Annotated in this window: 15 protein-coding genes and 1 pseudogene; 5 read left to right on the top strand and 11 right to left on the bottom strand. The window is 64.6% G+C overall.

Annotation, left to right across the window (positions count from 1 at the left end):
• Positions 1-2 precede the first annotated feature (2 nt).
• The 6 genes and pseudogenes from A5892_RS09835 to A5892_RS09805 form a co-directional block, all read right to left on the bottom strand.
• Positions 3-731, bottom strand: a complete 729-nt coding sequence (locus A5892_RS09835; RefSeq protein WP_064122649.1) for a formate dehydrogenase subunit gamma — start codon at positions 729-731, stop codon at positions 3-5.
• Complete coding sequence (fdxH, locus tag A5892_RS09830) at positions 728-1,687, bottom strand: formate dehydrogenase subunit beta (RefSeq protein WP_082890374.1); 960 nt, start codon at positions 1,685-1,687, stop codon at positions 728-730. Before fdxH ends, A5892_RS09835 begins: the two co-directional genes overlap by 4 nt.
• On the bottom strand, positions 1,684-4,779 hold the full coding sequence (gene fdnG / locus A5892_RS09825; RefSeq protein WP_150123633.1) for a formate dehydrogenase-N subunit alpha: 3,096 nt from the start codon (positions 4,777-4,779) through the stop codon (positions 1,684-1,686). Before fdnG ends, fdxH begins: the two co-directional genes overlap by 4 nt.
• A 311-nt stretch (positions 4,780-5,090) precedes the next feature.
• Positions 5,091-6,254, bottom strand: coding sequence for an N-methyl-L-tryptophan oxidase (solA, locus tag A5892_RS09815; RefSeq protein ID WP_064122646.1), 1,164 nt, complete (start codon positions 6,252-6,254; stop codon positions 5,091-5,093).
• Between the two features lie 34 nt (positions 6,255-6,288).
• Positions 6,289-8,807, bottom strand: a pseudogene (locus tag A5892_RS09810) (GcvT family protein).
• Positions 8,808-9,070: 263 nt separating this feature from the next.
• Positions 9,071-10,006 (bottom strand): LysR family transcriptional regulator, encoded by a 936-nt coding sequence (locus tag A5892_RS09805; protein ID WP_223302615.1) that lies wholly within the window; start codon positions 10,004-10,006, stop codon positions 9,071-9,073.
• Positions 10,007-10,384: 378 nt separating this feature from the next.
• On the opposite strand from A5892_RS09805, the gene A5892_RS09800 reads away from it, so the two are divergent.
• The 5 genes from A5892_RS09800 (at position 10,385) to A5892_RS09780 (ending at position 14,239) form a co-directional block, all read left to right on the top strand.
• Positions 10,385-11,599 carry an NRAMP family divalent metal transporter gene (locus A5892_RS09800; RefSeq protein WP_064122645.1) on the top strand — a complete coding sequence of 405 codons (1,215 nt, stop codon included), beginning with the start codon at positions 10,385-10,387 and terminating at the stop codon, positions 11,597-11,599.
• A gap of 201 nt (positions 11,600-11,800) precedes the next feature.
• A complete protein-coding gene (gene queC, locus A5892_RS09795; RefSeq protein ID WP_064122644.1) occupies positions 11,801-12,502 on the top strand; it encodes a 7-cyano-7-deazaguanine synthase QueC in 702 nt (233 codons plus the stop codon).
• Positions 12,502-13,146: a 7-carboxy-7-deazaguanine synthase gene (gene queE / locus A5892_RS09790; protein WP_064122643.1), complete on the top strand. Its 645-nt coding sequence runs from the start codon at positions 12,502-12,504 to the stop codon at positions 13,144-13,146. Before queC ends, queE begins: the two co-directional genes overlap by 1 nt.
• Entirely contained in the window at positions 13,146-13,985 is an 840-nt protein-coding gene (locus A5892_RS09785; RefSeq protein ID WP_064122642.1) for a 6-pyruvoyl trahydropterin synthase family protein, read from the top strand. The genes queE and A5892_RS09785 overlap by 1 nt, the downstream gene beginning before the upstream one ends.
• On the top strand, positions 13,982-14,239 hold the full coding sequence (locus A5892_RS09780; RefSeq protein ID WP_064122641.1) for a YkgJ family cysteine cluster protein: 258 nt from the start codon (positions 13,982-13,984) through the stop codon (positions 14,237-14,239). The genes A5892_RS09785 and A5892_RS09780 overlap by 4 nt, the downstream gene beginning before the upstream one ends.
• Positions 14,240-14,299: 60 nt before the next feature.
• Here the strand turns inward: A5892_RS09780 and A5892_RS09775 are convergent, their stop codons facing one another.
• The 5 genes from A5892_RS09775 to clpP form a co-directional block, all read right to left on the bottom strand.
• Positions 14,300-16,117 carry a SurA N-terminal domain-containing protein gene (locus A5892_RS09775; RefSeq protein ID WP_064122640.1) on the bottom strand — a complete coding sequence of 606 codons (1,818 nt, stop codon included), beginning with the start codon at positions 16,115-16,117 and terminating at the stop codon, positions 14,300-14,302.
• 252 nt (positions 16,118-16,369) lie between these two features.
• Positions 16,370-16,642, bottom strand: a complete 273-nt coding sequence (gene hupB, locus A5892_RS09770) for a nucleoid-associated protein HU-beta (RefSeq protein ID WP_027350715.1) — start codon at positions 16,640-16,642, stop codon at positions 16,370-16,372.
• Positions 16,643-16,817: 175 nt separating this feature from the next.
• Positions 16,818-19,223 (bottom strand): endopeptidase La, encoded by a 2,406-nt coding sequence (lon, locus tag A5892_RS09765; protein ID WP_064122639.1) that lies wholly within the window; start codon positions 19,221-19,223, stop codon positions 16,818-16,820.
• A 187-nt stretch (positions 19,224-19,410) separates the two neighbouring features.
• Entirely contained in the window at positions 19,411-20,706 is a 1,296-nt protein-coding gene (gene clpX / locus A5892_RS09760; RefSeq protein ID WP_027350717.1) for an ATP-dependent Clp protease ATP-binding subunit ClpX, read from the bottom strand.
• 88 nt (positions 20,707-20,794) lie between these two features.
• On the bottom strand, positions 20,795-21,415 hold the full coding sequence (clpP, locus tag A5892_RS09755; protein ID WP_027350718.1) for an ATP-dependent Clp endopeptidase proteolytic subunit ClpP: 621 nt from the start codon (positions 21,413-21,415) through the stop codon (positions 20,795-20,797).
• Positions 21,416-21,541 lie beyond the last annotated feature (126 nt).

Raw genomic sequence — 21,541 nt, 5'->3', positions numbered from 1 at the left:
GGTCATTCCCGTGCCTTGAGATCGCGCTCGGCGCCCGGCCGCTCGCCTTGCCCGTCTCGCGCTTTACGCTGCTCGGCGAGATCCTGGTCGACGTGGTCTTCGTACCAAAGCGGGTGATGGTGCTTGGCCCAGGCCCGGCTGACCCAGCCGCGGGTCATCGCCCTGATCGAGCCCTTGACCCAGATCGCCGCATAGATGTGGACAATGATGGTGGCGATGGCGACGAACGCAGCGAGCGCATGGAGCAGGCTCGCCAGGCGGATCAGCGGGATCGGGAAGTAGCCTGCGAACCACGGCCGCCACATGATCACCCCGGTGACCAGCAGCAGCGGCACGCTGATCACCAGGCACCAGAACACCAGCTTCTGGCCGGGGTTGAACTTGCCGATCGGCGGCAGCCGCTCGTCGTGGTTGCCGAGCACATCGCCGATCTGGCGCACCCAGCGCAGGTCGTTCTTGATCCAGAGGTTGTAGCGCACGTTGCTCACCGCGATGGCGACGAAGAGCAGGAAGAACACCACGCCGATGAACGGGTGGAGTATCCGCGCCCACACCGGCCCCCCAAGCGTATGGGAGAGGAAGAAGAACGCCGGATGGAAGAACGCCAGCCCCGAGAGCGCCAGCAGGATGAAGCTCACCGCCATGGTCCAGTGGTTGACCCTGGTCGAGGCGGGATAGCGCAGCATCATCCGCTGGCCGCGCTGGTTGCGTTTGACCTCGTCGTGCTTCATCGCTCTTCCTCCTTGGCCGGGTCGCGCACCGTCGCGGCCGCCTCCTCGCCCCGGGTGTCGCGCAGGTAGCCCTCTTCACCCTCTGCGCCGAACACCTCTTCATCCGTCGGCTCCTCCTTGGGCCCTTTGGTGACGTAATGGATGAAGCCAGCGAAGGCGGTGATGCCGAGGATCGCGCTCATCAGCGGCTTGGTCACACCCTTCCAGGCGCCGACCAGCGGCGAGATGCGCGGGTCCTTGGGCAGACCCGCATAGAGTCCCGGCTCATCGGCGTGGTGCAGCACGTACATCACGTGGGTGCCGCCGACGCCGGCGGGGTCGTAGATCCCTGCCTGGTCGAAGCCGCGCGCCTTGAGATCGTCCACCCGCTTGGCCGCGCGAATCAGCATCGCATCCTTGGAGCCGAACTCGATGCAGCCGGTCGGACAGGTCTTGACGCAGGCCGGTTCGAGCCCGACCGAGACGCGGTCTGAGCAGAGCGTGCACTTGTACGACTTGCTGTCGTGCTTGGAGATCCGCGGGATGTCGAACGGGCAGCCAGTGACGCAGTAGCCGCAACCGATGCACTTGTCGGAGTCGAAATCGACGATCCCGTTGGCGTACTGGACGATCGCCCCCGGCGCCGGACAGGCTTCGAGGCAGCCCGGCTCCGCGCAGTGCATGCAGCCGTCCTTGCGGATCAGCCACTCGAGATCGCCCGCCGGGTTCTCGTGCTCGGTGAAGCGCATCACCGTCCAGGAGTGCTCGGTGAGGTCGGTTGGGTTGTTGTAGGTGCCATCGACGATCCCGACCTCGTCACGGATGTCGTTCCACTCCATGCAGGCGACCTGGCAGGCCTTGCAGCCGATGCACTTGGAGACATCGATCAGCTTGGCGACCTCCTCGACCTCCTCGCGCACCCGCGGCGGGGTGGTGGTGGTCGCCGAGCGGCGCACGATGTTCTGCGGGTTGGTCATCGTTCACCTCCATGATCGGCATCGTCCTTCTCGACCTTGACCAGGAACGACTTGTACTCCGGCGTCTGGGTGTTGGCGTCGCCGACCGAAGGGGTCAGCGTGTTGGCGAGAAAGCCCTTGCGCGCCTGGCCGAGGAAACCCCAGTGGATCGGGATACCGACCTGGTGGACGATCCGGCCACCCACGGTGATCGCCCTGATCCGCTTGGTCACCACCGCCACCGCGCGGATGTAGCCGCGCTTCGACGACACCTTGACCCAATCGCCCGCGCGGATCCCCAACTCATTGCCGAGCGCCTCGCCGATCTCGACGAACTGCTCCGGCTGGACCACCGCATTGAGATGCGAGTGCTTGGTCCAGTAGTGGAAGTGCTCGGTGAGCCGATAGGTGGTCGCGGCGTGAGGGAACTCCTGCCAATCCCCGAGCATCGCGCGGTCGGCGTCGAAGATCCGCGCCGCGGGGTTGTTCTTCACCTTTTCCTTGCGCGGGAACAGCAGGTTGCCCTCCGGCACCGGGCTCTCGAACGGCTCGTAGTGGGTCGGGAACGGCCCATCGTTCATGCTCTGGCCGGCGAACAGGTGCCCCACCCCCTCGGGATTCATGATGAATGGCATCTGGCCGAGCGCCGGTGGCGAGTTGGCTGGGAAATCGGGCACGTCGGAGCCGACCCAGCGCGACTGGGCCTCGTTCCACCAGATCAACGCCTTGCGCGGCGCCCAGGGTGTGCCGTCCGGCCGCGCCGCGGCACGGTTGTAGAGGATCCGCCGATTGGCGGGCCACGCCCAGGCCCAGCCGAGCGTCTGGCCATTGCCGTAGGGGTCCGAGTTGTCGCGGTTGGCCATCTGGTTGCCCTGCTCGGTCCAGGCACCGGCGAAGACCCAGCAGCCGGAGAGCGTCGAGCCGTCGTCGCGCAGCTCGCTGAACCCTGAGAGCTGCTCGCCGGCCCGGCGCACCAGCACACCGTTCGGGTCGCGGATATCGGCAAGCGCGCGGCCGTTGAACTCGCGCGCGATCTCGTCGGCTTCCGGACGCTCGGGCTGCTTGTAGTCCCAGGCAAGGTTCAGGATCGGCTCAGGGAACGCGCCGCCTTCGCTGGCATAGAGCTCACGCACCCGGTGGAACAACGCACCGATGATGTGGGTGTCCGGCATCGACTCGCCCGGACCATCGGCGGCGACGTAGTGCCACTGCAGCCAGCGGGCGCTGTTGACGATCGAGCCCTCGTCCTCGGCGAACGAGTTGGCCGGCAGGCGGAACACCTCGGTCTGGATCTCGCTGGGGTCGACGTCGTTGAACTCGCCGGCATTGCGCCAGAACTCGGCGGTCTCGGTATTGAGCGGATCGATCGAGACCAGGTACTTGAGCTTGGCCAGCGCCTTCGACACCTTGTTCTTGTCGGGGATCGCCGCCAGCGGGTTGAAGCCCTGGCAGAAGTAGCCGTAGATCTCGCCTCGCGACATCCGATCGAAGGTGTCGAGCACGTCGTACAGGGGCTGGGTGAGCTTCGGCAGCCAGCCGTAGCACCAGTCGTTGTCGGCCTGGGCACGCTCGCCGTACCACGCCTTCATCAGGCTGATGAAGAAGGCGTCCATGTGCTGCCAGTAGGAGACCTGGTCAGCCACCGTGGGCATCTTGCGCCGGGCGTCGAGGAAGCCGGCAAGCGACTGCTCGATCGCCGCGGGGGCCGCGATGTAACCAGGCAATTGGTTCGACAACAGCCCCAGGTCGGTCAGCCCCTGGATATTGGAGTGGCCGCGCAGCGCATTGACCCCACCGCCCGGCAGCCCGATGTTGCCGAGCAGCAGTTGGACCATCCCCGCGGTGCGGATGATCTGCGCACCGATCGAGTGCTGGGTCCAGCCGAGCGCATAGAGGATCGTCAGCGTACGATCCTCGGTCGCCGTGGAGGCCATCTGCTCCCACACGTGCAGCATCCGGTCGACCGGCGTACCGCAGATGCTCGAGACCATCTCCGGGGTGTAGGCGTCGAAATGCGCGCGCATCAATTGATACACGCAGCGCGGGTGACTGAGGGAATCGTCGCGCAGCACGAAGCCATCCGCACCGGTCTGATAGCGCCAGCTCTCCTTGGCATAGCTGCGGCGCGACTCGTCGTAGCCGTCGAACAGGCCATCCTCGAAGCCGAACGCCTCGTCGACCAGGAGCGCTGCGTCGGTGTAGTTGAGCACGTACTCGCGCTGGATCCGGTCGTTGTCGATCAGGTACTTGATCAACCCACCGAGGAAGGTGATGTCGGTACCGGTCCTGATCGGCGCGTAGTAGTCCGCCACCGACGCGGTCCGCGTGAAGCGCGGGTCGACCACCATCAGCGTGGCGTTATTGTGCTCCTTCGCCTCGGTGACCCAGCGGAATCCCACTGGATGCGCCTCCGCGGCGTTGCCACCCATGACCAGGATGACGTCGGCGTTGCGAATATCGACCCAGTGATTGGTCATCGCACCGCGACCGAATGTTGGGGCAAGACCTGCCACCGTCGGTCCGTGTCAGACGCGCGCCTGGTTGTCGAATGCGACCATGCCGAGGCTCCTGACCACCTTGTGGGTCAGATAGCCGGATTCGTTGGAAGAAGCCGAGGCAGCGAGAAAGCCGGTCGTGGCCCAGTGGTTGACCGTGTGGCCCTGCTCGTCGGTGGTGACGAAGTTGGCGTCGCGGTCGGTCTTGATGTGACGGGCGATGCGCGTCAGCGCCTCATCCCAGGAAATCCGCTTCCACTCGCTGGTGCCGGGCTCGCGCACCTCGGGGAACCTGAGCCGCGACGGGCTCTTGACGAAGTCGAGCAGCCCCGCGCCCTTGGGGCACAGCGCGCCGCGGCTGACCGGATGGTCGGGGTCGCCTTCGATATGGATGATCTGCTGATGGGCGTTCTTCGCCGCATCGCCCCGGCTGTAGATCAACACACCGCAGCCTACCGAGCAGTAGGTGCAGATGTTGCGGGTCTCGCGGGTGTGGGTGAGCTTGAACTGGCGCACGGAAGCCGCGGCGGCCTCCGGGGCGAAGCCCATCATCGCCATGCTCGAGCTTGCCACCCCCGCCGCCCCGAGCTTGAAAAACCCTCGTCGGGTCACTCTGATACTCATCACCTCTCCTCATCCAGCGTCGATACCGGACATTCGCCGCCCCTCTGCTGGGGGCGATCCCAGTAAGCCGGCCGCATGCCGCCAAGCACGCAAGCCACGGTTCGGCCCAGCTTAGCACGCGAATCGATGCGCCTGCTGCTAGACCAAAAGGGAGGGATGCCGGCTCAAGGCCGGCTTAGGAATTGCGCGAAAACCCGGGAGAGAGATGCGTCGTACAGATCCCTCGACCAACCCGTAGTGGCGGAACTTACATATCCGTTCGTAGTGAGTTCGTAGAACCGCCCTCGTGAAAACCAGTGTAAAGGTCAGCCAGGGCTGAGCACTAACCGCTTCGGATCGAACAGCGAGATCGGATGCTCGGTGGTGCCGGTGGTCGCCAGGTCGGCGAGGACTTCTCCGATCACCGGTACGAACTTGAAGCCGTGGCCGGAGAAGCCGCAGCCGAGCACCACCTGGGGCTTGTCCGGGTAGGGGCCGAGGATGAAGTGTTCGTCCGGGGTGACTGAGTAGAGGCAGGTCTTGGCCTGCACCAGCCCCCCGGTCAGATAGGGGAACAGCTCGAGCGCGCGACGGCGCATCTGCTCGACTTCGGCGTCGTAGACGTTGCGGTCGATGGTCTGCGGTGTGGTCGGGGTGCCGAGGCGGAAGAAGCCCAGTTTGAAACCGCCCTCGCGGCCGTCGGTCATCGGGAAGCCGTAGATCTGCTGGTTGCCGTGGGTCTCTTCGATGTAGATCGGGTGACGCTTGTCCTCGTAGAGCTCATAGGGCACGGCGTCGGAGAATTCGGGAGTGAACCAGTAGAACACCATCCGCTCGATGCTCAGCGGGAAGCGCAGCTCCGGTAGCAGCTGCGGTGCCCAGGCGCCGGGGGTGATGATCAGCTTGTCGGCGCCATACTGGCCCTGGCTGGTGACCACTTCGACACCGCCGCCCGGCGTCGCCGACCAGTGGGTCACCGGCTCGCCGAAGCGGATCGTCGCGCCCTTGCGCGCCGCCACTTCGGCGTTCGCCATGGTGGTCTCCTCCGGGCGCACGTAGCCCGCGTTGGGCTCGTAGAGCGCGAAGGCGTCATCGGTCGGGTTCATCGTCGGGAAGCGGCGCTTTACCTCGGTGGCATCGAGCACCTCGTGCTCGATGCCATGCAGCTGCGCCGCTTCCATGCTGCCCTTGAACACCAAGTTGTCGCGATCGCCAATGTAGATGCCACCGCAGAGATTGACGATCTCGCGCCCGGACTCGCGCTCGAGCTTGTGCCAGCCCTCGTAGGCCCGGCGCAGCAGCGGCACGTAGTCGGGGCTTTCGAAGTAGGCCTGGCGGACGATCCGGGTACCGCCGTGGGCCGAACCCTGGTCATGTCCCGGCCAGAAGGTCTCGAGCCCTAGCACCTTGACGCCTCGTTCGGCCAGCACGTTGGCCGCGGCACCACCCATGGAGCCGACCCCGATGACGATGACATCGTAATGTTCCATCACACTCTGCTCGCTTTGTTCATTGGTGGAAGTTCTAGCGTTTGATATGCGCCATTTCAGGGTCGAAGAGCGGTTCGCAACGCACGGTGGCGGCGAATCGCTTGCCGAAGTACTCGAGCTCCAGTCGCTGTCCCGCTTCGGCGAACCGCGCCGGCACCCAGGCATAGGCGATCGTCGCACCGATGGTGTAACCCTGGTCGGCGCTGGTGATATAACCGATGCACTCGTCCGTTCCAGCGGCGAACACCGGTTCCGAGCCCAGCGCGATCGCCTCCGGATCGTCCAGGGTCAGGCAGGCCAGACGGCGCTCGACCGGCCTGACCTCGAGCGCCTCCCGGCCGATGAACTCGCCCTTGGCGGGGCGCACGGCAAAGCCGAGACCGGCCTCCTGCGGTGAATGCTCGCGCGTCATGTCGGTACCGAAGGAGCGGTAGCCTTTCTCGAGACGCAGGCTGTTGAACGCCCGCCGGCCCGCGGCGACGATGCCGAACGCCTGCCCCGCCTCCCAGATCCTGTCCCAGAGCCATAGACCGTGATCGGCGCTGGCATAGAGCTCCCAGCCGAGTTCGCCGACATAGCTCACTCGCAGGGCGAGCACATGGACGCCTGCGACCTCTATGCGGGCGGCGCGGAAGTACTTGAGTCCCTCATTGGAAATGTCGTCGCTGGTGAGCTGGGCGAGCACCTCGCGGGCTTTCGGTCCCCACAGGCCGAGACCACAGCTTCCCGGGGTGATGTCGCGCACGCGGATCATCGAATCCCTCGGCAGGAGCGAGTTGAGATAGACCTCGTCGAGGTGGCCGTTGGCGCCGATCTGGAACAGCTCGGTGCCGAGCCGGGTGACGGTGACGTCGGAGAGGATCCCCCGCCCTGGTCGAGCATCAGCGAGTAGGTCACCGAGCCGATCGATTTATCGATTTGGTTGGTCAGCACGCGCTGGAGAAAATCGACCACGCCGGGGCCTTCGACTTCAAGGCGGGTCAAAGACGACATGTCGTACAGCGCCACCCCCTCGCGGGTGGCCTTGGCCTCCGCCGCGGCGATCGGCGACCAATCGGTGGCCGCCCAGGGGTCGCGACGCGGACGTTTGTCGAGGGTGGCGAGCAGGTGCTCGTTCGACTCGAACCACAGCGGGCGCTCCCAGCCATTGGCCTCGCCAAACACCGCGCCGAGCGCCTGCTGGCGCAGGTAGAAAGGCGAAGTGCGCAGGCCGCGCAGCACCTGGGTCGATTGGTGCGGGTGGCGGATGTCGTAGACCTCGTCGTAGGACTCCTCGCCGCGGCCGACGGTGAATGCGTGGCTGACCACCTGGGGGTCGAAGCGGGTGAACTCGAGGCCGTGGGTATCGATGCCAGGGTCGCCGCTGACGATCCAGTCGGCGACCACCTGGGCGACCCCGGCGGACTGGGTCACCCAGACCGCCTGGGCGAGCCACAGCCCCTCGTTGCCCGGCACCGGCCCTAGCAGCGGGCCGCCGTCCGGGGTGAACGAGAAGATGCCGTTGAAACCGTGATCGAACTCGACCTCCTCGAGCTCGGGCAGGAGCCTCTGCGCTTCCTGCCAGGTCGGCTCGAAGTCCTCCCAGGTCAACGGGTGCATCGCCGGATGCACCTGGGTTCTGGCGAACTCCTCGGGCGTGCTGATCTGCTCCTGCTCCAGGCCGATCGGGCGGTGATTGTAGGCACCGATGCCGATGACGTCGTTGTACTCGCGAAAGTACATCGAGAAGTCCTGGTGGCGCAGGATCGGCCGCTTGGCCTCGTCGAGCTCGTCGTTGAGCCCGGCCAGCGATGGAACCTGCCGGCTGAATCCGAAACCGTGCTCGACCGGCAGCATCGGCAGCTCGAAGCCAAGCAGGTTCTTGGCCACTCCCGGCCCCCAGAGCCCGGCGCAGCAGACCACGATCTGCGCCGCTACGGTCTCGGTGGCATCCGAGACGCGATCATCCGGGCCTTTCGGCGTCGCGCGGATCTCGACCCCGGTGACCCGCCCGCCCTCGCGCAAAATTGCCGTCACCTGGGTGTGGCCGACGATTCGAGCGCCGTGCTCGGCCGCCCTCCTGGCCTGCCATTCGACCGCGCGGGTGGATTTCACGATCCCATCGCCGGGGGTGAAGAAGCCACCAAGGATCTTGCTTTGATCGAGCCCCGGCCACAGCTCGGCGCACTCGGCCGCGGAGATGACCCTCGACTCGATGCCCCAGGCACGGGCGAGCCCGTGCCGGCGGTGGATGTCGTGCAGGCGCTCCGGCGTGCAGGCGATCTCCAGCCCGCCGACCCGTTTCAAAAGCCATTGGCCATCGAGCTCCAGGCCGTCGAGCTTGTCAAGCGTGCGGGTCGCCAACTCGCTCATGGTCTTGTTCGGCGAGGTCTGATAGACGAATCCCGGGGCGTGGGACGAGGAGCCGCCAGTCTCGTACAACGGACCTTGCTCGAAGACCGTGACGTGCTTCATGCCCCGCTGCGTGAGTTCATCAGCGAGCGCCGCACCCACCACACCGAGACCGATGATGACGATGCGAGGCTGATCCTTCGGTTGGGAAATGTCTGACACGGTGGGACGCTCCTGGAAGCCAGCGGCAACGATGTGAAGGCCTGAGTTGTTGTTCGCGATATGACATGCGACGAAATTACGGCGGCAAGCGCATGCTCGACAATCGTCCGCGGGCCAATGCGTCGCTTATTCGTATGTGAGTGACGGTGTGCAAATAGAGTGGCGCCTCCATTGGGTCGGAAGCGCCGTCGGTGCGCGGGGTGCTAGAGGGTGTGGGACGGGATGGACGGGGGGTTTTGCGACGATCGCATCGGGTGACGCTCTCAGTCGAGCCGGGCGCGCGCCTCTCCCTGCTCGCGGCAGAATGCCTCGACCACTTCGACGGCGACTTCGCTCACCGCCTCGCCGAGCTCGAGTCCCACGCCGCCGCGCCAGGAGGCATAGACCTCGACCGCGGGCGGCGTCGGCAGCGCCAGGCAGCGCATTCGCCCCTGGTCGAGCGCGGTCGAAATCAGCGCTGGGGGAATCACCCCAATACCGAAGCCATCGCTGACCAGCTGGATGATCGCCGCTACCGAGTTGACCGTACCGATTCGCGGCGACTTGATGCCCCGGCGCCCGAAGAACTCGAGCAGGTCCTGGTGCGGACGTGACAGCCGCGAGAAGGTCAACAGGCGCTCGCGGGCGAGCGCCTCCAGATCAGCGGGGTCACGGTCGAGCTCCGAGCCCACCGCCACCACCCAGCCGAGTGGAAACCCCATCAACCTACGGTTGAAGACCTCTTCGACCCGAACGACGTCGGTCTGCAGGATGACGTCGAGTTGGCCTCGGCGGAGCAGATCGATCAGCCCGAAGGAGGTGTCGGCGCTGAGCTCGATCTCGACCCCTGGGAAGCGTTCGACCATGCGTCGGCAGAAGGCCCCCAGCCAGCTGTGGACCACGGTATCCATCACCCCCAGGCGCAGGCGGCCGGCGAGCGGCGCATCGTGGTTCAGCGCGCGGCGCAGCGCGCCGAACTCCTCGAGCATCCGCTCGGCGTGTTCGAGCGCGGTACGCCCGGCAGTGGTCAGCGTGGCGCCGCGGGCGTCGCGCAGAAAAAGCTTGGCACCGAGCGAATTCTCGAGCGCGGCGATGCGGCTGGAGACCGCGGCCTGGGTGGTCGAGAGCTTCTCGGCGGTGAGCCTGAAGCTGCCAAGGCGTGCGACCCAGACGAAGGTTTCGAGAAAGCGGACGTTCACCGCCCCACCTCCGAGCGACATGAAAGACTCGCGCCCATCGTATTTTCCTTATCTCCCGCGAACGATTTTTTTTGCTGGACGATGTCCGGCCAGCTCAACAAGATGGACCAGCATACAGCGACGCAGCGATGCCTCGCTGCGACCGACGACAGCACGATCGACAAAAGATCAACAACACGATCGCCGGTCATGGTGCGCGCTTCACCGGATCCGTGTGGTTTTCCACCCGGTCTGGTCCAGCGTCGAGCACTGCGCCCATGCCGCGCCAACAGCATGTACCACCGATCCAGTATCAGCCGACTCACGCGGGACTGCATCGAGCCATTGCACTAAACAGCATGAGTTCGTCGCATCGATGCCGAGCAGCGCTCAATTCAAAGACAACAAATCGAGACCCCCATGGCAGAAGCTCCGAATCTTAGTGCTTCAGGCAAGCGCAGCGCCCTGCGCGGTGCGATGTCGCTGATGGCGATTTCCGCCGTTGGCCCCGCCTTCCTGACCCAGACCACCGTGTTCACCCAGCAGTACCTGGCCAGCTTCGCCTTCGCGATCCTGGTCTCGGTGCTGATCGACATCGCCGTGCAGCTCAACGTGTGGCGCATCATCAGCGTCTCCCGGCTGCGCGGCCAGGACATCGCCAACCGCGTGTTCCCGGGCGCGGGGCACCTGATCGCGGTGCTGATCGTGCTCGGCGGCGTGGCCTTCAACATCGGCAACATCGCCGGTGCCGGGCTCGGCCTCAATGCGATGTTCGGCATCGATCCCGTGTTTGGGTCGGTGATCTCCGCGGCACTTGTGATCGCCATCTTCCTGGTTCGCAACGCCACCCGAGCGATGGACGTGGTGATCCAGGTGATGGGCTTGGTGATGCTGGTGATGATCATCTACGCCATGCTGCTCACGCGACCGCCGGTGCTCGAGGCACTGCGCCAGGCCTTCGTGCCCGAGGCGCCTTGGCTCTTGTTCCTGCCGATCGTCACCTTGGTCGGCGGCACCGTCGGCGGCTACATCACCTTCGCCGGCGGCCACCGGCTGGTCGATGCCGGGATCACCGGCGTCGAGCACGTCCGTGACGTGACCCGCATCGCAGTGACCGGGATCCTGATCACCGGTGTGATCCGCGTCTGTATCTTCCTCGCCACCCTCGGCGTGGTCACCGCCGGGCACCTGCTCGATGCCTCGAACCCGGCCGCATCGGTATTCGGCTATGCCCTCGGCGACATCGGCTACCGGCTGTTCGGACTGGTGCTGTTCTGTGCCGCGCTCACCTCGGTGATCGGCGCAGCCTACACCAGCACCACGTTCATGTACTCCTGGCACAGGCTGATCCAACCCTACAGCCGCTGGGCGGTGATCGCCTTCATCGTGATCTCCACCGCGATCTACACCGGCATCGGCCGACCGGTGAAGATCCTGGTCGCAGCGGGTGCGCTCAACGCCCTGGTGCTGCCGCTGGCGCTCGCCTGCCTGCTGGTCGCGGCGACCCGCCGCGAGATCGTCGGCGACTACCGGCACCCGCGCTGGATGCTGGTGATCGGCTGGATCACCGCCGCGCTGATGGTGGTCGGCGTGGTGCTGGCGTTCCAGTCGCTGATGACCTACCTGCAGAGCTGAGCGAACCGGCGGCATGACATCGATGAGTCTCGCCGCCCCACACCCGCCCAGCAGTGGCGCACCGCGGCGAAGCCAACTGGCCTCGCCGCGTTTGGGGCGTTACAATCGCGCGCTCTCGACGCCAATGGCACGCCATCGGCGTCTCCTGACGTCCCGGACCGGATCCCGGGCCCGATCATCCATCGGAACAAATTCTCCGCCATGTCCAGTAATGCCCAATACCCTCGCGCTGCTTCCCGCCGCGCCGTCGTCATCTACTCCGGCGGTATGGACTCCTTCACCGTCCTGCACCGTGCGATCAACGAAGGCTTCGAGGTCCACGCCCTCTCCTTCGACTACGGCCAGCGCCACCGCCGCGAACTCGAGGTCGCCGCACGGGTCTGCAGCCGGCTCGGCATCGACCATCGCGTCGTCGATCTGCGCGCGATCCACGGCCTGATCGATGCATCCTCGCTGACCGATGCGTCGAAGCCGCTGCCCAAGGCCGCCTATGCCGGCGACAACATGCGTTCGACCGTGGTGCCGAACCGCAACATGATCCTGCTTGCGCTGGCGATCGGCCATGCGGTCAATATCGAAGCGCCGGTGTGCTTCTACGGCGCCCATGGTGGCGATCATGCGATCTACCCCGACTGCCGCCCCGAATTCGTCGAAAAGATCAATGCGGTGGCGGCGATCGCCAACTACCAGCCGGTCGAGGTGGTCGCCCCCTACCTGCATGCCGACAAAACGAGCATCCTCGCCGATGGCCTGGCGATGGGACTCGACTACGCGCAGACCTGGACCTGCTACCTCGGCGAGGCGCAGGCCTGCGGCGAGTGCGGCAGCTGCCGCGAGCGGCTGGCCGCCTTCGCCGCCCATGGGCTCGAGGACCCGCTCGACTACGTCGACGGCGTGCGCTGATGTACGCGGTCAAGGAAGCCTTCTACACCCTGCAGGGGGAAGGTGCGCGCAGCGGCCGGGCGGCGGTGTTCTGCCGCTTCACCGGCTGCAATCTGTGGTCCGGGCGGGAGAAGGACCGCGAGCGCAGCATCTGTCGCTTCTGCGACACCGACTTCGTCGGCACCGACGGCCAGAACGGCGGGCGTTTTCGCACCGCGCAGGCGCTCGGTGAACATATCGATCGTTTGTGGCCGAGCCGCGCGGCGGGCGTCGTGCCCTACGTGGTGTTCACCGGCGGCGAGCCGCTGCTGCAGCTCGACACCGCGCTGATCGAAGAAATGCATGCGCGCGGCTTCGAAATCGCGGTGGAGACCAACGGCACCTTGGCGCCACCGGCGGGAATCGACTGGCTCTGCGTCAGCCCCAAGGGCGCGAGCCAGCTTGCGGTGAGCGGCGGAGACGAGATCAAACTGGTCTATCCGCAGCTCGAAGCGCCGCCGGAGCGCTTCGAGGCGCTTGGATTCACCCATTTCTTCCTCCAGGCGATGGATCTTGCACCGCGCGGCGGCCAAGGCGATACCCTGAAGGAGACGCTCGAATATTGCATGCGCCATCCGCGCTGGCGGCTGTCGCTGCAGATGCACAAGATCGTAGGAATCGACTGATGAACCTGTTCGTGCACTCCCTTACCGCGCTCGACGCCTCTTACTGGTGCGCCGAGCGTGGCCTGGTCGGCGCCAGCTGGCAGGTCGACGTCGAGCTCGACGGCGAGCTCGGCGAAGACGGCATGCTGTTCGACTTCGGCGAGGTCAAACCCTGGGCCAAGCGCCAGATCGACGCCACCCTCGACCATACCCTGATCGTACCGACGCAAATGCCGGGCCTAAGCGTCAGCGAGTGCGCCGAAGGGCTCTGCGTGCGTACCCAGCTGCCCTGGCCGATGGAGGTACGCGCGCCGCGCCAGGCCTTCACTCTGCTGCCCTGGTCGACGATCGAGCCGCAGCGGCTCAGCCGCTACCTGGGCGAGCAGCTCGGCAAGCGCCCACCGCCCCGGGTCGGCGAAGTCCGCGTGCAGCTGCGCGAGGAGCCCATTGCGCCGGGCTTTGGCTATACCTATAGCCACGGCCTCAAGCACCATGCCGGCAACTGCCAGCGCATCGCCCACGGGCACCGTTCGCGGCTCGGAATCTGGCGCGATGGAGAGCTCGACGAGGCGTTGATCCAGCGCTGGTGCGCACGGCTCGCCGACATCTATCTCGCCGATCGCGCCGACCTGGTGGGCAGCGAAGAGGATGAGTCACTGCGCTTCGCCTATGAATCCCTCCAGGGCCAGTTCCGTATTCGCCTGCCGCGGGAACGGGTGGTGCTGATGCCCTTCACCACCACCGTCGAGCAGATCGCCCACTGGCTCGCCGAGGAGACCGCGCTGGCCCATGGCGGTCGAATCCGGGTACAGGCCTTCGAGGGAATCGGCAAGGGTGCCACCGCCGAGGCGAAGCGATGACCGCAGCGGGCTGCCGAGCCGGCTGCGGTGCCTGCTGCATCGCGCCGTCGATCAGCTCGACGATTCCAGGCATGCCGCTGGGCAAGCCGGCGGGAGTACGCTGCGTGCAGCTCGATGAGGACAATCGCTGCAGGCTGTTCGGCCAGCCCTCGCGGCCGAAGGTATGCCTCGATTTCTCCTTCGACCGCGAGATCTGCGCAAGCGATGCAGCGACAGCCCTCGTACGCTTGAGCTGGCTCGAATCCAGCACCTGATGATTCCCGCAAACGCAAACGGGCAGCCCGAAGGCTGCCCGTTTGCGTGAGGGGCCGAGCTCAGTGACGCTCGATCTCGGCCCGCTCGTTCAACTCCCTGAATAGCCCACCCACTGCGCTCTGGGCTTCGACGCGGCGCAGCGAGGTGGCGATCTGGCCCTCTGCGGCGGCATCGTCGCGGGTGCCGACCTGATCGAGCGCGATCACCACTTCGCGGCCATCCTCGAGCGCGATGCGACCGTAGCGCGGACCCTCCTGCTGCGGACGCGGCAGTGAGAAGGCGGCGTCGATCACCGCACGCTCCGGCGCCTGCGCATCGCGTCCCACCGCATCGGCACGCTGCCAGTCGACGCTCGGCTGTTCACCACTGCGCAGCGACTCGATCAGCTGTTCGGCCCGCTGCGCCAGTGCGCTGCGGTTCTTCTCGAAGATCACCGCCTCGCGCACCTGATCACGCACCTGCTCGAATGGCAGGGTCTCCTGGTCGCGATGCTCGGCGACGCGCAGTACCAGGCGGCGATCGTCGCCCAGTTCGAGCACGTCGCTGTTGAAGCCCTCTTCGAGCACCTGGGAGGAGAACGCAGCATCCATCACACCGGGCTCGCTGAATGGCGCCTCGTCGGTGTCGCGGGAGATCCACTCGCTGTGCTGCAGCGGTAGATCGGTCGCCTCGGCGACGCTCGACAGGTCATCGGCGGTGAAGCTCTGGTCGTAGAGCTCCTGCGCCAGCTGCTGGAACTCGCCATCGATACGCTGCATGCGCTGCTGATCCGCAAGCTGATCGCGCAGCTCATCGAACGAGGGCATGTCCAGACCGGTGACCTTAAGCAGGTGGAGAGCACCGTCGAACAGGATCGGCTCGCCGACCTGGCCGACCTCGAGCGCGGTGATGGTGCTGTCGAAGGGATCGCCGAAGATGCCGGGCGTTACGCTGCCCAGGTCGCCACCGCGTCTGGCGGAGGCAGCATCATCGGAAAACTCGCGGGCGAGCGCGGCGAAATCCTCGCCCTCGGCCAGCCGGCTCTGGATCGTCGCGACCAGCTCCCGAGCCTCGGCCTCATCGCGCTGGTCGTCGATCGAGACGACGATGTCGGAGACCTGGCGCGGCACGTCCGCCGCTTGGCGGGCATACTCCTCGCGCAGCTCCTCGTCGTTCACTTCGATGTTCTGCGCGAGCGTCGATTTGTCGAGCACGATGTAATCGAGGCGCACCTGCTCCGGGCGCAGGTAGTCAGCCTGATGGGCCTCATAGTAGGCCTGGAGCTCAGCCTCATCGACGCTGGGTGATTCGCCCAGGTCATCAGGCGAAAGCGTCGCATAGCGGAAGCTGCGCGTCTCGTTGCTCAAGCTCGCCAGACGGCTGCGCTCGCTCGGCGTGGAGAAGCTGGCGAGACCGAACCCATCCTGGAGTTGGCGGATCACCATGTCCTCGCGCAGGTAGGCGCGGAAACTCTCCGGCGAGTGGCCGATCTGGGCCAGCCGCTGCAGGAAGATCTGGCTCGAGAAACGCCCGCTCTGGTCATGGAAGTCCGGCAGCCCCACCAGCAGCTGGTCGATCTGGCCATCGGAGAAGCCCATCCCGCCCCCGTGCGCGTACTGCGAGAGCAGCTCACGCTGGATCAGCTGGTCGAGGAACTGCCCGCGCGCGGCCTGCTCCTGGCCGGGCGGCAGCTGGCCCATCCGCATCGCCCGCATCAGCTCCTCGTCGACGCTCTGTCGACTGATCCCTTCACCGTTCACCGTCGCGGCATCGTTGCTCGAGCCGGAAAGCAAGTAGCCGAGTGACTCGAGGCCAAACAGCGCAAACACGACGACGATCACACCAACGATGATTTTCGCGCCCCACCCCTTGGAGCGGTCCCTGATATCTTGCAGCATTCAGACCTCGATTGATCGCTGGCTGTCCCGGTATGGCGCAGCATTATACCCATGCCGGCCCGCGCCACGCCAAGCGACGCCCACTCACCTGCTTAAGAGAGGTCGCTGGGATCGAAGCTCCGGCTTGACGCCATGACCACGGACAAACAAAAAGCGCATCGGATCCGATGCGCTTTACGTATCACGGGCTAGGAGATAAACGAATGCTATCAGGTCATTGCGCCATTCACCGCCCGTTGACGTGGGAACGGCTTAGTTGACCGCGTCCTTGAGTGCTTTGCCGGCTTTGAAGCTCGGGACTTTAGCCGCTGAGATCTCGATCGGCTTACCGGTCTGGGGGTTGCGACCGGTGCGAGCGGCGCGCTCCTTGATGGTGAAGGTACCGAAACCTACCAGCGCAACGGTGTCGCCTTTTTTGAGGCTATCAGTGACAGAATCGATCATCGCGTCAAGAGCACGAGTGGCAGCCGCCTTCGGAATGTCGGCGGAAGCCGCGATGGCTTCGATCAGTTCGGATTTATTCACTTTTCACCCCTTGGGTTAACGGATAATGACTAGGCCTGTACGCGGTGATCAATGCAAAATGAAGGATCGCATCGGGCATCATTGTATAGCAATGAGCCCAAATAGCGTCAAGCAATAGCAGCGTACGGGCCGCACCATGCCGCAGTTTTTGCTGCAGCATGGTGAAACTTTGTGATCAATGGGTACTAATCGTTGTCCGATTAGCGCCAAGCTCATCCTTGCGCTTGTCTTCGGCTTCGACGTTCGTCTTTTCCCCGAGCGCCACACTCAGTACCTCATCAATCCATTTGACGGCACGGATGTCCAGTGCGCCTTTGATCGAATCGGGAACTTCCTTGAGATCTCGCCGATTCTCCTCAGGAATGAGCACCGTCTTTATACCACCGCGCCTAGCGGCCAGCAATTTCTCCTTCAAGCCACCGATCGGCATCACTTCACCGCGCAGATTGACCTCGCCGGTCATCGCCACATCGCAGCGCACCGCGCGCCCGGTATAGGCGGAGACCATGGCGGTGACCATGCCGATACCGGCGCTGGGACCATCCTTGGGTGTCGCCCCCTCGGGAACGTGGATATGCAGGTCTTCCTTTTCGAACCGATCGGGATCGATCCCCAGCGACTTGGCGCGGGAGCGTACCACGGTGAGCGCGGCGCTGACCGACTCCTTCATCACATCGCCAAGCGAGCCGGTCTTGTTCACCCGCCCTTTCCCGGGAGTGGTCACCGATTCGATCGAAAGCAGCTCGCCGCCAACGGAGGTCCAGGCAAGTCCAGTGACCCGCCCTACCTGATCGGTCTGGTCGGCGAGGCCGTAGCTGTACTTGCGTACACCGGCGTAGCGCTCGATGTCCTCGAACCCGAGCGTCTGGCTGGCCTGCGCCGCCGCGTCGCGCTCACGCTCGACACGTTCACGCAGCACCTTGCGCGCGACCTTGGCGATCTGGCGTTCGAGCTCGCGCACCCCGGCTTCGCGGGAATAGTAGCGAATCAGCTCGAGCAACGCGCTGTCGTCGAAGGCCAGTTCGTCATCCTTGAGCCCATTGGCGGTGAGCTGCTTGGGCACCAGGTAGCGCCTGGCGATCGCGAGCTTCTCGTCCTCGGTGTAGCCAGGCAGCCGGATGATTTCCATGCGGTCGAGCAGCGGCCCGGGAATGTTCATCGAGTTGGCGGTACAGATGAACATCACGTCGGAGAGATCGTAGTCGAGCTCGAAGTAATGGTCGCTGAACTTGTCGTTCTGTTCAGGATCGAGCACTTCGAGCAGCGCCGAGGCGGGATCGCCGCGGTGATCCATACCGAGCTTGTCGATCTCGTCGAGCAAAAACAGCGGGTTCTTGACCCCGACCTTACCCATCCGCTGCAGCAGCTTGCCGGGCATCGAACCGATGTAGGTACGCCGGTGGCCGCGAATCTCGGACTCGTCGCGCACCCCGCCGAGCGCGAGACGGGTGTATTTGCGATTGGTCGCCCGGGCGATCGACTGGCCGAGTGAGGTCTTGCCGACGCCAGGAGGGCCAACCAGGCAGAGCACAGGTCCTTTGAGCTTCTTGACCCGCTTTTGCACCGCGAGATACTCGAGGATGCGCTCCTTGACCTCTTCGAGACCGTAGTGGTCCTCGTCCAGGATCTTGGCCGCACGCGGGATGTCGTGGCGCACCCGGGTACGTTTCTTCCATGGCACCGACAGCACCCAGTCGAGGTAGGTGCGCACCACGGTCGCTTCGGCCGAGCTCTGCGCCATCATCTTGAGCTTGCCGAGCTCCTGGCGGGCCTTCTCCTCGGCCTCCTTGGGCATCCCGCTCTCTTCGATGCGCTTCTCGTACTGCTCGGCCTCGTTGGGAACGTTATCGAGCTCGCCCATCTCCTTCTGGATCGCCTTGAGCTGCTCGTTGAGATAGTACTCGCGCTGGGACTTCTCCATCTGCTCCTTGACTCTCGAGCGGATGCGCTTCTCGACCTGGAGCAGGTCGATCTCGGCCTCGATCAGCGCCATCAAGTGCTCGATGCGCTCACGGACCTTGTCCATCTCGAGCAGCGACTGCTTGTCGCCGATGCCCAGCGAAAGATGCGCGCTGATGGTATCGACCAGCCGGCCAGGGTCATCGATGCCCTGCAGAGAGGTCAGCACCTCGTTGGGCACCTTCTTGGACAGCTTGACGTACTGTTCGAACTGCTCGAGCAGTACACGCACCAGCGCATCCCGTTCACGCTCGCTCAACGCCTGGCTCTCACGCAGGCGAACCTCGGCGCTGGCGTACTCCTCGGTCTCGTTGATGGCGCCGACATCGGCACGCGCAACGCCTTCGATCAATACCTTGACGGTGCCATCAGGCAGCTTGAGCAGCTGCATGATCTCAGCGACCGTTCCCACCGAGAACAGATCCTCGCCGTCCGGATCGTCCTGGCCGGCCTCGCGCTGCGCAACGAGCAGCACGCGCTTGTTCTCCTCCATCGCCGCTTCGAGCGCGCGGATGGACTTCTCGCGACCAACGAAGAGCGGGATCACCATCTGCGGATAGACCACCACGTCACGCAGTGGCAGCAGAGGCAGGATTTGCGTCTGTTCGGGAGAGTTCGCCATCGCAGACTGTCCTCGTGATTAAAATGAGCGGCCCTGCCTGGCGAATCATCGACCGGCAGCTACCTGGATTGCTTCCTTGATGAGGGCAATACGAAGCGATTGCAACCACCATTTGGTGCGAACACGCGCATCGGGATCGAAAAAGGGGCCCATCGGGCCCCTTTTTGCCGTCATCGCTATCGCGGCTTCAAGCGTCGCGGTTGACGGTACGCTTCTTTTTTTCCTCATCCTTGGCGGAGGAGTAGATCAGCAGCGGATCGCTCAAGCCCGCAATGACGTTCTCGTCGACCACCACCTTGGAGACATTGCTCGCCGAAGGGATGTCGTACATCGTGTCCAGCAGCACCGACTCCATGATCGAGCGCAGGCCACGTGCACCGGTGCGACGGGACATCGCCTTGTGCGCGACCGCCTTGAGCGCGTCTTCACGGAAGTCCAGCTCGACGCCCTCCATCTCGAACAGGCGCGCGTACTGGCGCACCAGCGAGTTCTTCGGCTCGGTGAGGATCCGGATCAAAGCCGCTTCATCGAGCTCGTTGAGCGTGGCGATCACCGGCAGACGCCCGACGAACTCGGGAATCAGGCCGAACTTGACCAGATCATCCGGCTCGACATCGGCGAGGATATCGCCCACGCCCTTGCTGGACTCCTTGCTCTTCACCGTGGCGTTGAAGCCGATCCCGCCCTTCTCGGCGCGATCCCGGATCACCTTGTCCAGCCCGGCGAAGGCACCGCCGACGATGAACAGGATGTTGCCGGTATCGACCTGCAGGAACTCCTGCTGGGGATGCTTGCGCCCGCCCTGCGGCGGCACCGAGGCGGTGGTGCCCTCGATCAGCTTGAGCAGCGCCTGCTGTACCCCTTCTCCGGACACGTCACGGGTGATCGAGGGGTTGTCGGACTTGCGCGAGATCTTGTCGATCTCATCGATGTAGACGATGCCGCGCTGCGCTTTCTCGACGTCGTAGTCGCACTTCTGCAGAAGCTTCTGGATGATGTTCTCGACATCCTCACCGACGTAACCCGCCTCGGTCAGCGTGGTCGCATCGGCGATGGTGAAGGGAACGTTGAGCAGTCGCGCGAGGGTCTCGGCCAGCAGCGTCTTGCCGCTGCCGGTGGGACCGATCAGCAGGATGTTGCTCTTGCCCAGCTCGACATCGTCACCAGCGCTCAGCTTGAGACGCTTGTAGTGGTTGTACACCGCCACTGCGAGCACGGTCTTGGCGCGCTCCTGCCCGATCACGTATTCGTCGAGCGTCTGGCGGATCTCGTGCGGCGTGGGCAGGCGTTCCTGATCCTCCTCGCCCTCGGCCTCCAGTACCTCTTCACGAATGATGTCGTTGCAGAGATCGACACACTCATCGCAGATGTAGACGGACGGGCCCGCGATCAGCTTGCGTACTTCGTTCTGGTTCTTGCCGCAGAACGAGCAGTACAAAAGCTTACCGTTCTCATCCCGGTCCTTGTCTTTACCGTCGGCCATTCGTGTACCTCTTCGATTCGCGGCGGGCCAATGAGCCCGCCGCTCTAGCTGGTTCTTCCCTCACCCGTCGGGCAAGAGCAATCGGACGTCAGACGCTTGGACGTTTCTCTAGCACGGCATCGATCAGACCGTACTCTACGGAGCGCTGGCCATCCATGAAGTTATCGCGATCGGTGTCACGCGCGACGGTCTCGATGTCCTGCCCGGTGTGATGGGCGAGGATCCGATTGAGCTTCTCACGAATGGTGAGAATCTCCCGCGTGTGGATCTCGATGTCGCTCGCCTGGCCCTGGAAGCCGCCCAGCGGCTGATGGATCATCACCCGCGAATGGGGCAGACAGTAGCGCTTGCCGGCCGCGCCGCCTGCCAGCAGCAGCGCGCCCATGCTGGCCGCCTGACCGATGCAGAGCGTGGAGACGTCGGGCTTGATGAACTGCATGGTGTCGTAGATCGACATCCCTGCGGTGACCGAACCACCCGGCGAATTGATGTAGAGATGGATGTCCTTGTCGGGGTTCTCCGACTCGAGGAACAGAAGCTGCGCCACCACCAGGTTGGCCATGTAGTCTTCGACTGGGCCGACCAGGAAGATCACCCGCTCCTTGAGCAGCCGGGAGTAGATGTCATAAGCGCGCTCGCCCCGCGCGCTCTGCTCCACGACCATGGGGACCAGTCCACCGGCGTTACTGATATCGAACTCGCTGCGCATCGTGACCCTGCCCTTAGTCATGTAGATCCATCGTCGTGCCTAGCCTTGAAGATCGCCGTGGAAAGAGGCTCGACGGCGATCACCACGCGACTAGCCAATGAAAGCACACTCTTCAACGCACGTCAT

It is taken from the genome of Halotalea alkalilenta (genome assembly GCF_001648175.1).
GTDB lineage: Bacteria > Pseudomonadota > Gammaproteobacteria > Pseudomonadales > Halomonadaceae > Halotalea > Halotalea alkalilenta_A.
Note: the sequence above shows the minus strand (reverse complement) of the source record. Positions and strands in the feature narration are given on the sequence as shown.

Excerpts from the sequence above, each read along its gene's own strand:
- A5892_RS09780 (WP_064122641.1), top strand. The coding sequence starts at position 13,982 with ATGACCGCAGCGGGCTGCCGAGCCGGCTGCGGTGCCTGCTGCATCGCG.
- lon (WP_064122639.1), bottom strand. The coding sequence starts at position 19,223 with ATGGCGAACTCTCCCGAACAGACGCAAATCCTGCCTCTGCTGCCACTG.
- A5892_RS09775 (WP_064122640.1), bottom strand. The coding sequence starts at position 16,117 with ATGCTGCAAGATATCAGGGACCGCTCCAAGGGGTGGGGCGCGAAAATC.
- fdxH (WP_082890374.1), bottom strand. The coding sequence starts at position 1,687 with ATGACCAACCCGCAGAACATCGTGCGCCGCTCGGCGACCACCACCACC.
- queC (WP_064122644.1), top strand. The coding sequence starts at position 11,801 with ATGTCCAGTAATGCCCAATACCCTCGCGCTGCTTCCCGCCGCGCCGTC.
- A5892_RS09805 (WP_223302615.1), bottom strand. The coding sequence starts at position 10,006 with ATGTCGCTCGGAGGTGGGGCGGTGAACGTCCGCTTTCTCGAAACCTTC.
- A5892_RS09785 (WP_064122642.1), top strand. The coding sequence starts at position 13,146 with ATGAACCTGTTCGTGCACTCCCTTACCGCGCTCGACGCCTCTTACTGG.
- A5892_RS09835 (WP_064122649.1), bottom strand. The coding sequence starts at position 731 with ATGAAGCACGACGAGGTCAAACGCAACCAGCGCGGCCAGCGGATGATG.
- queE (WP_064122643.1), top strand. The coding sequence starts at position 12,502 with ATGTACGCGGTCAAGGAAGCCTTCTACACCCTGCAGGGGGAAGGTGCG.
- clpX (WP_027350717.1), bottom strand. The coding sequence starts at position 20,706 with ATGGCCGACGGTAAAGACAAGGACCGGGATGAGAACGGTAAGCTTTTG.
- A5892_RS09800 (WP_064122645.1), top strand. The coding sequence starts at position 10,385 with ATGGCAGAAGCTCCGAATCTTAGTGCTTCAGGCAAGCGCAGCGCCCTG.
- solA (WP_064122646.1), bottom strand. The coding sequence starts at position 6,254 with ATGGAACATTACGATGTCATCGTCATCGGGGTCGGCTCCATGGGTGGT.
- clpP (WP_027350718.1), bottom strand. The coding sequence starts at position 21,415 with ATGCGCAGCGAGTTCGATATCAGTAACGCCGGTGGACTGGTCCCCATG.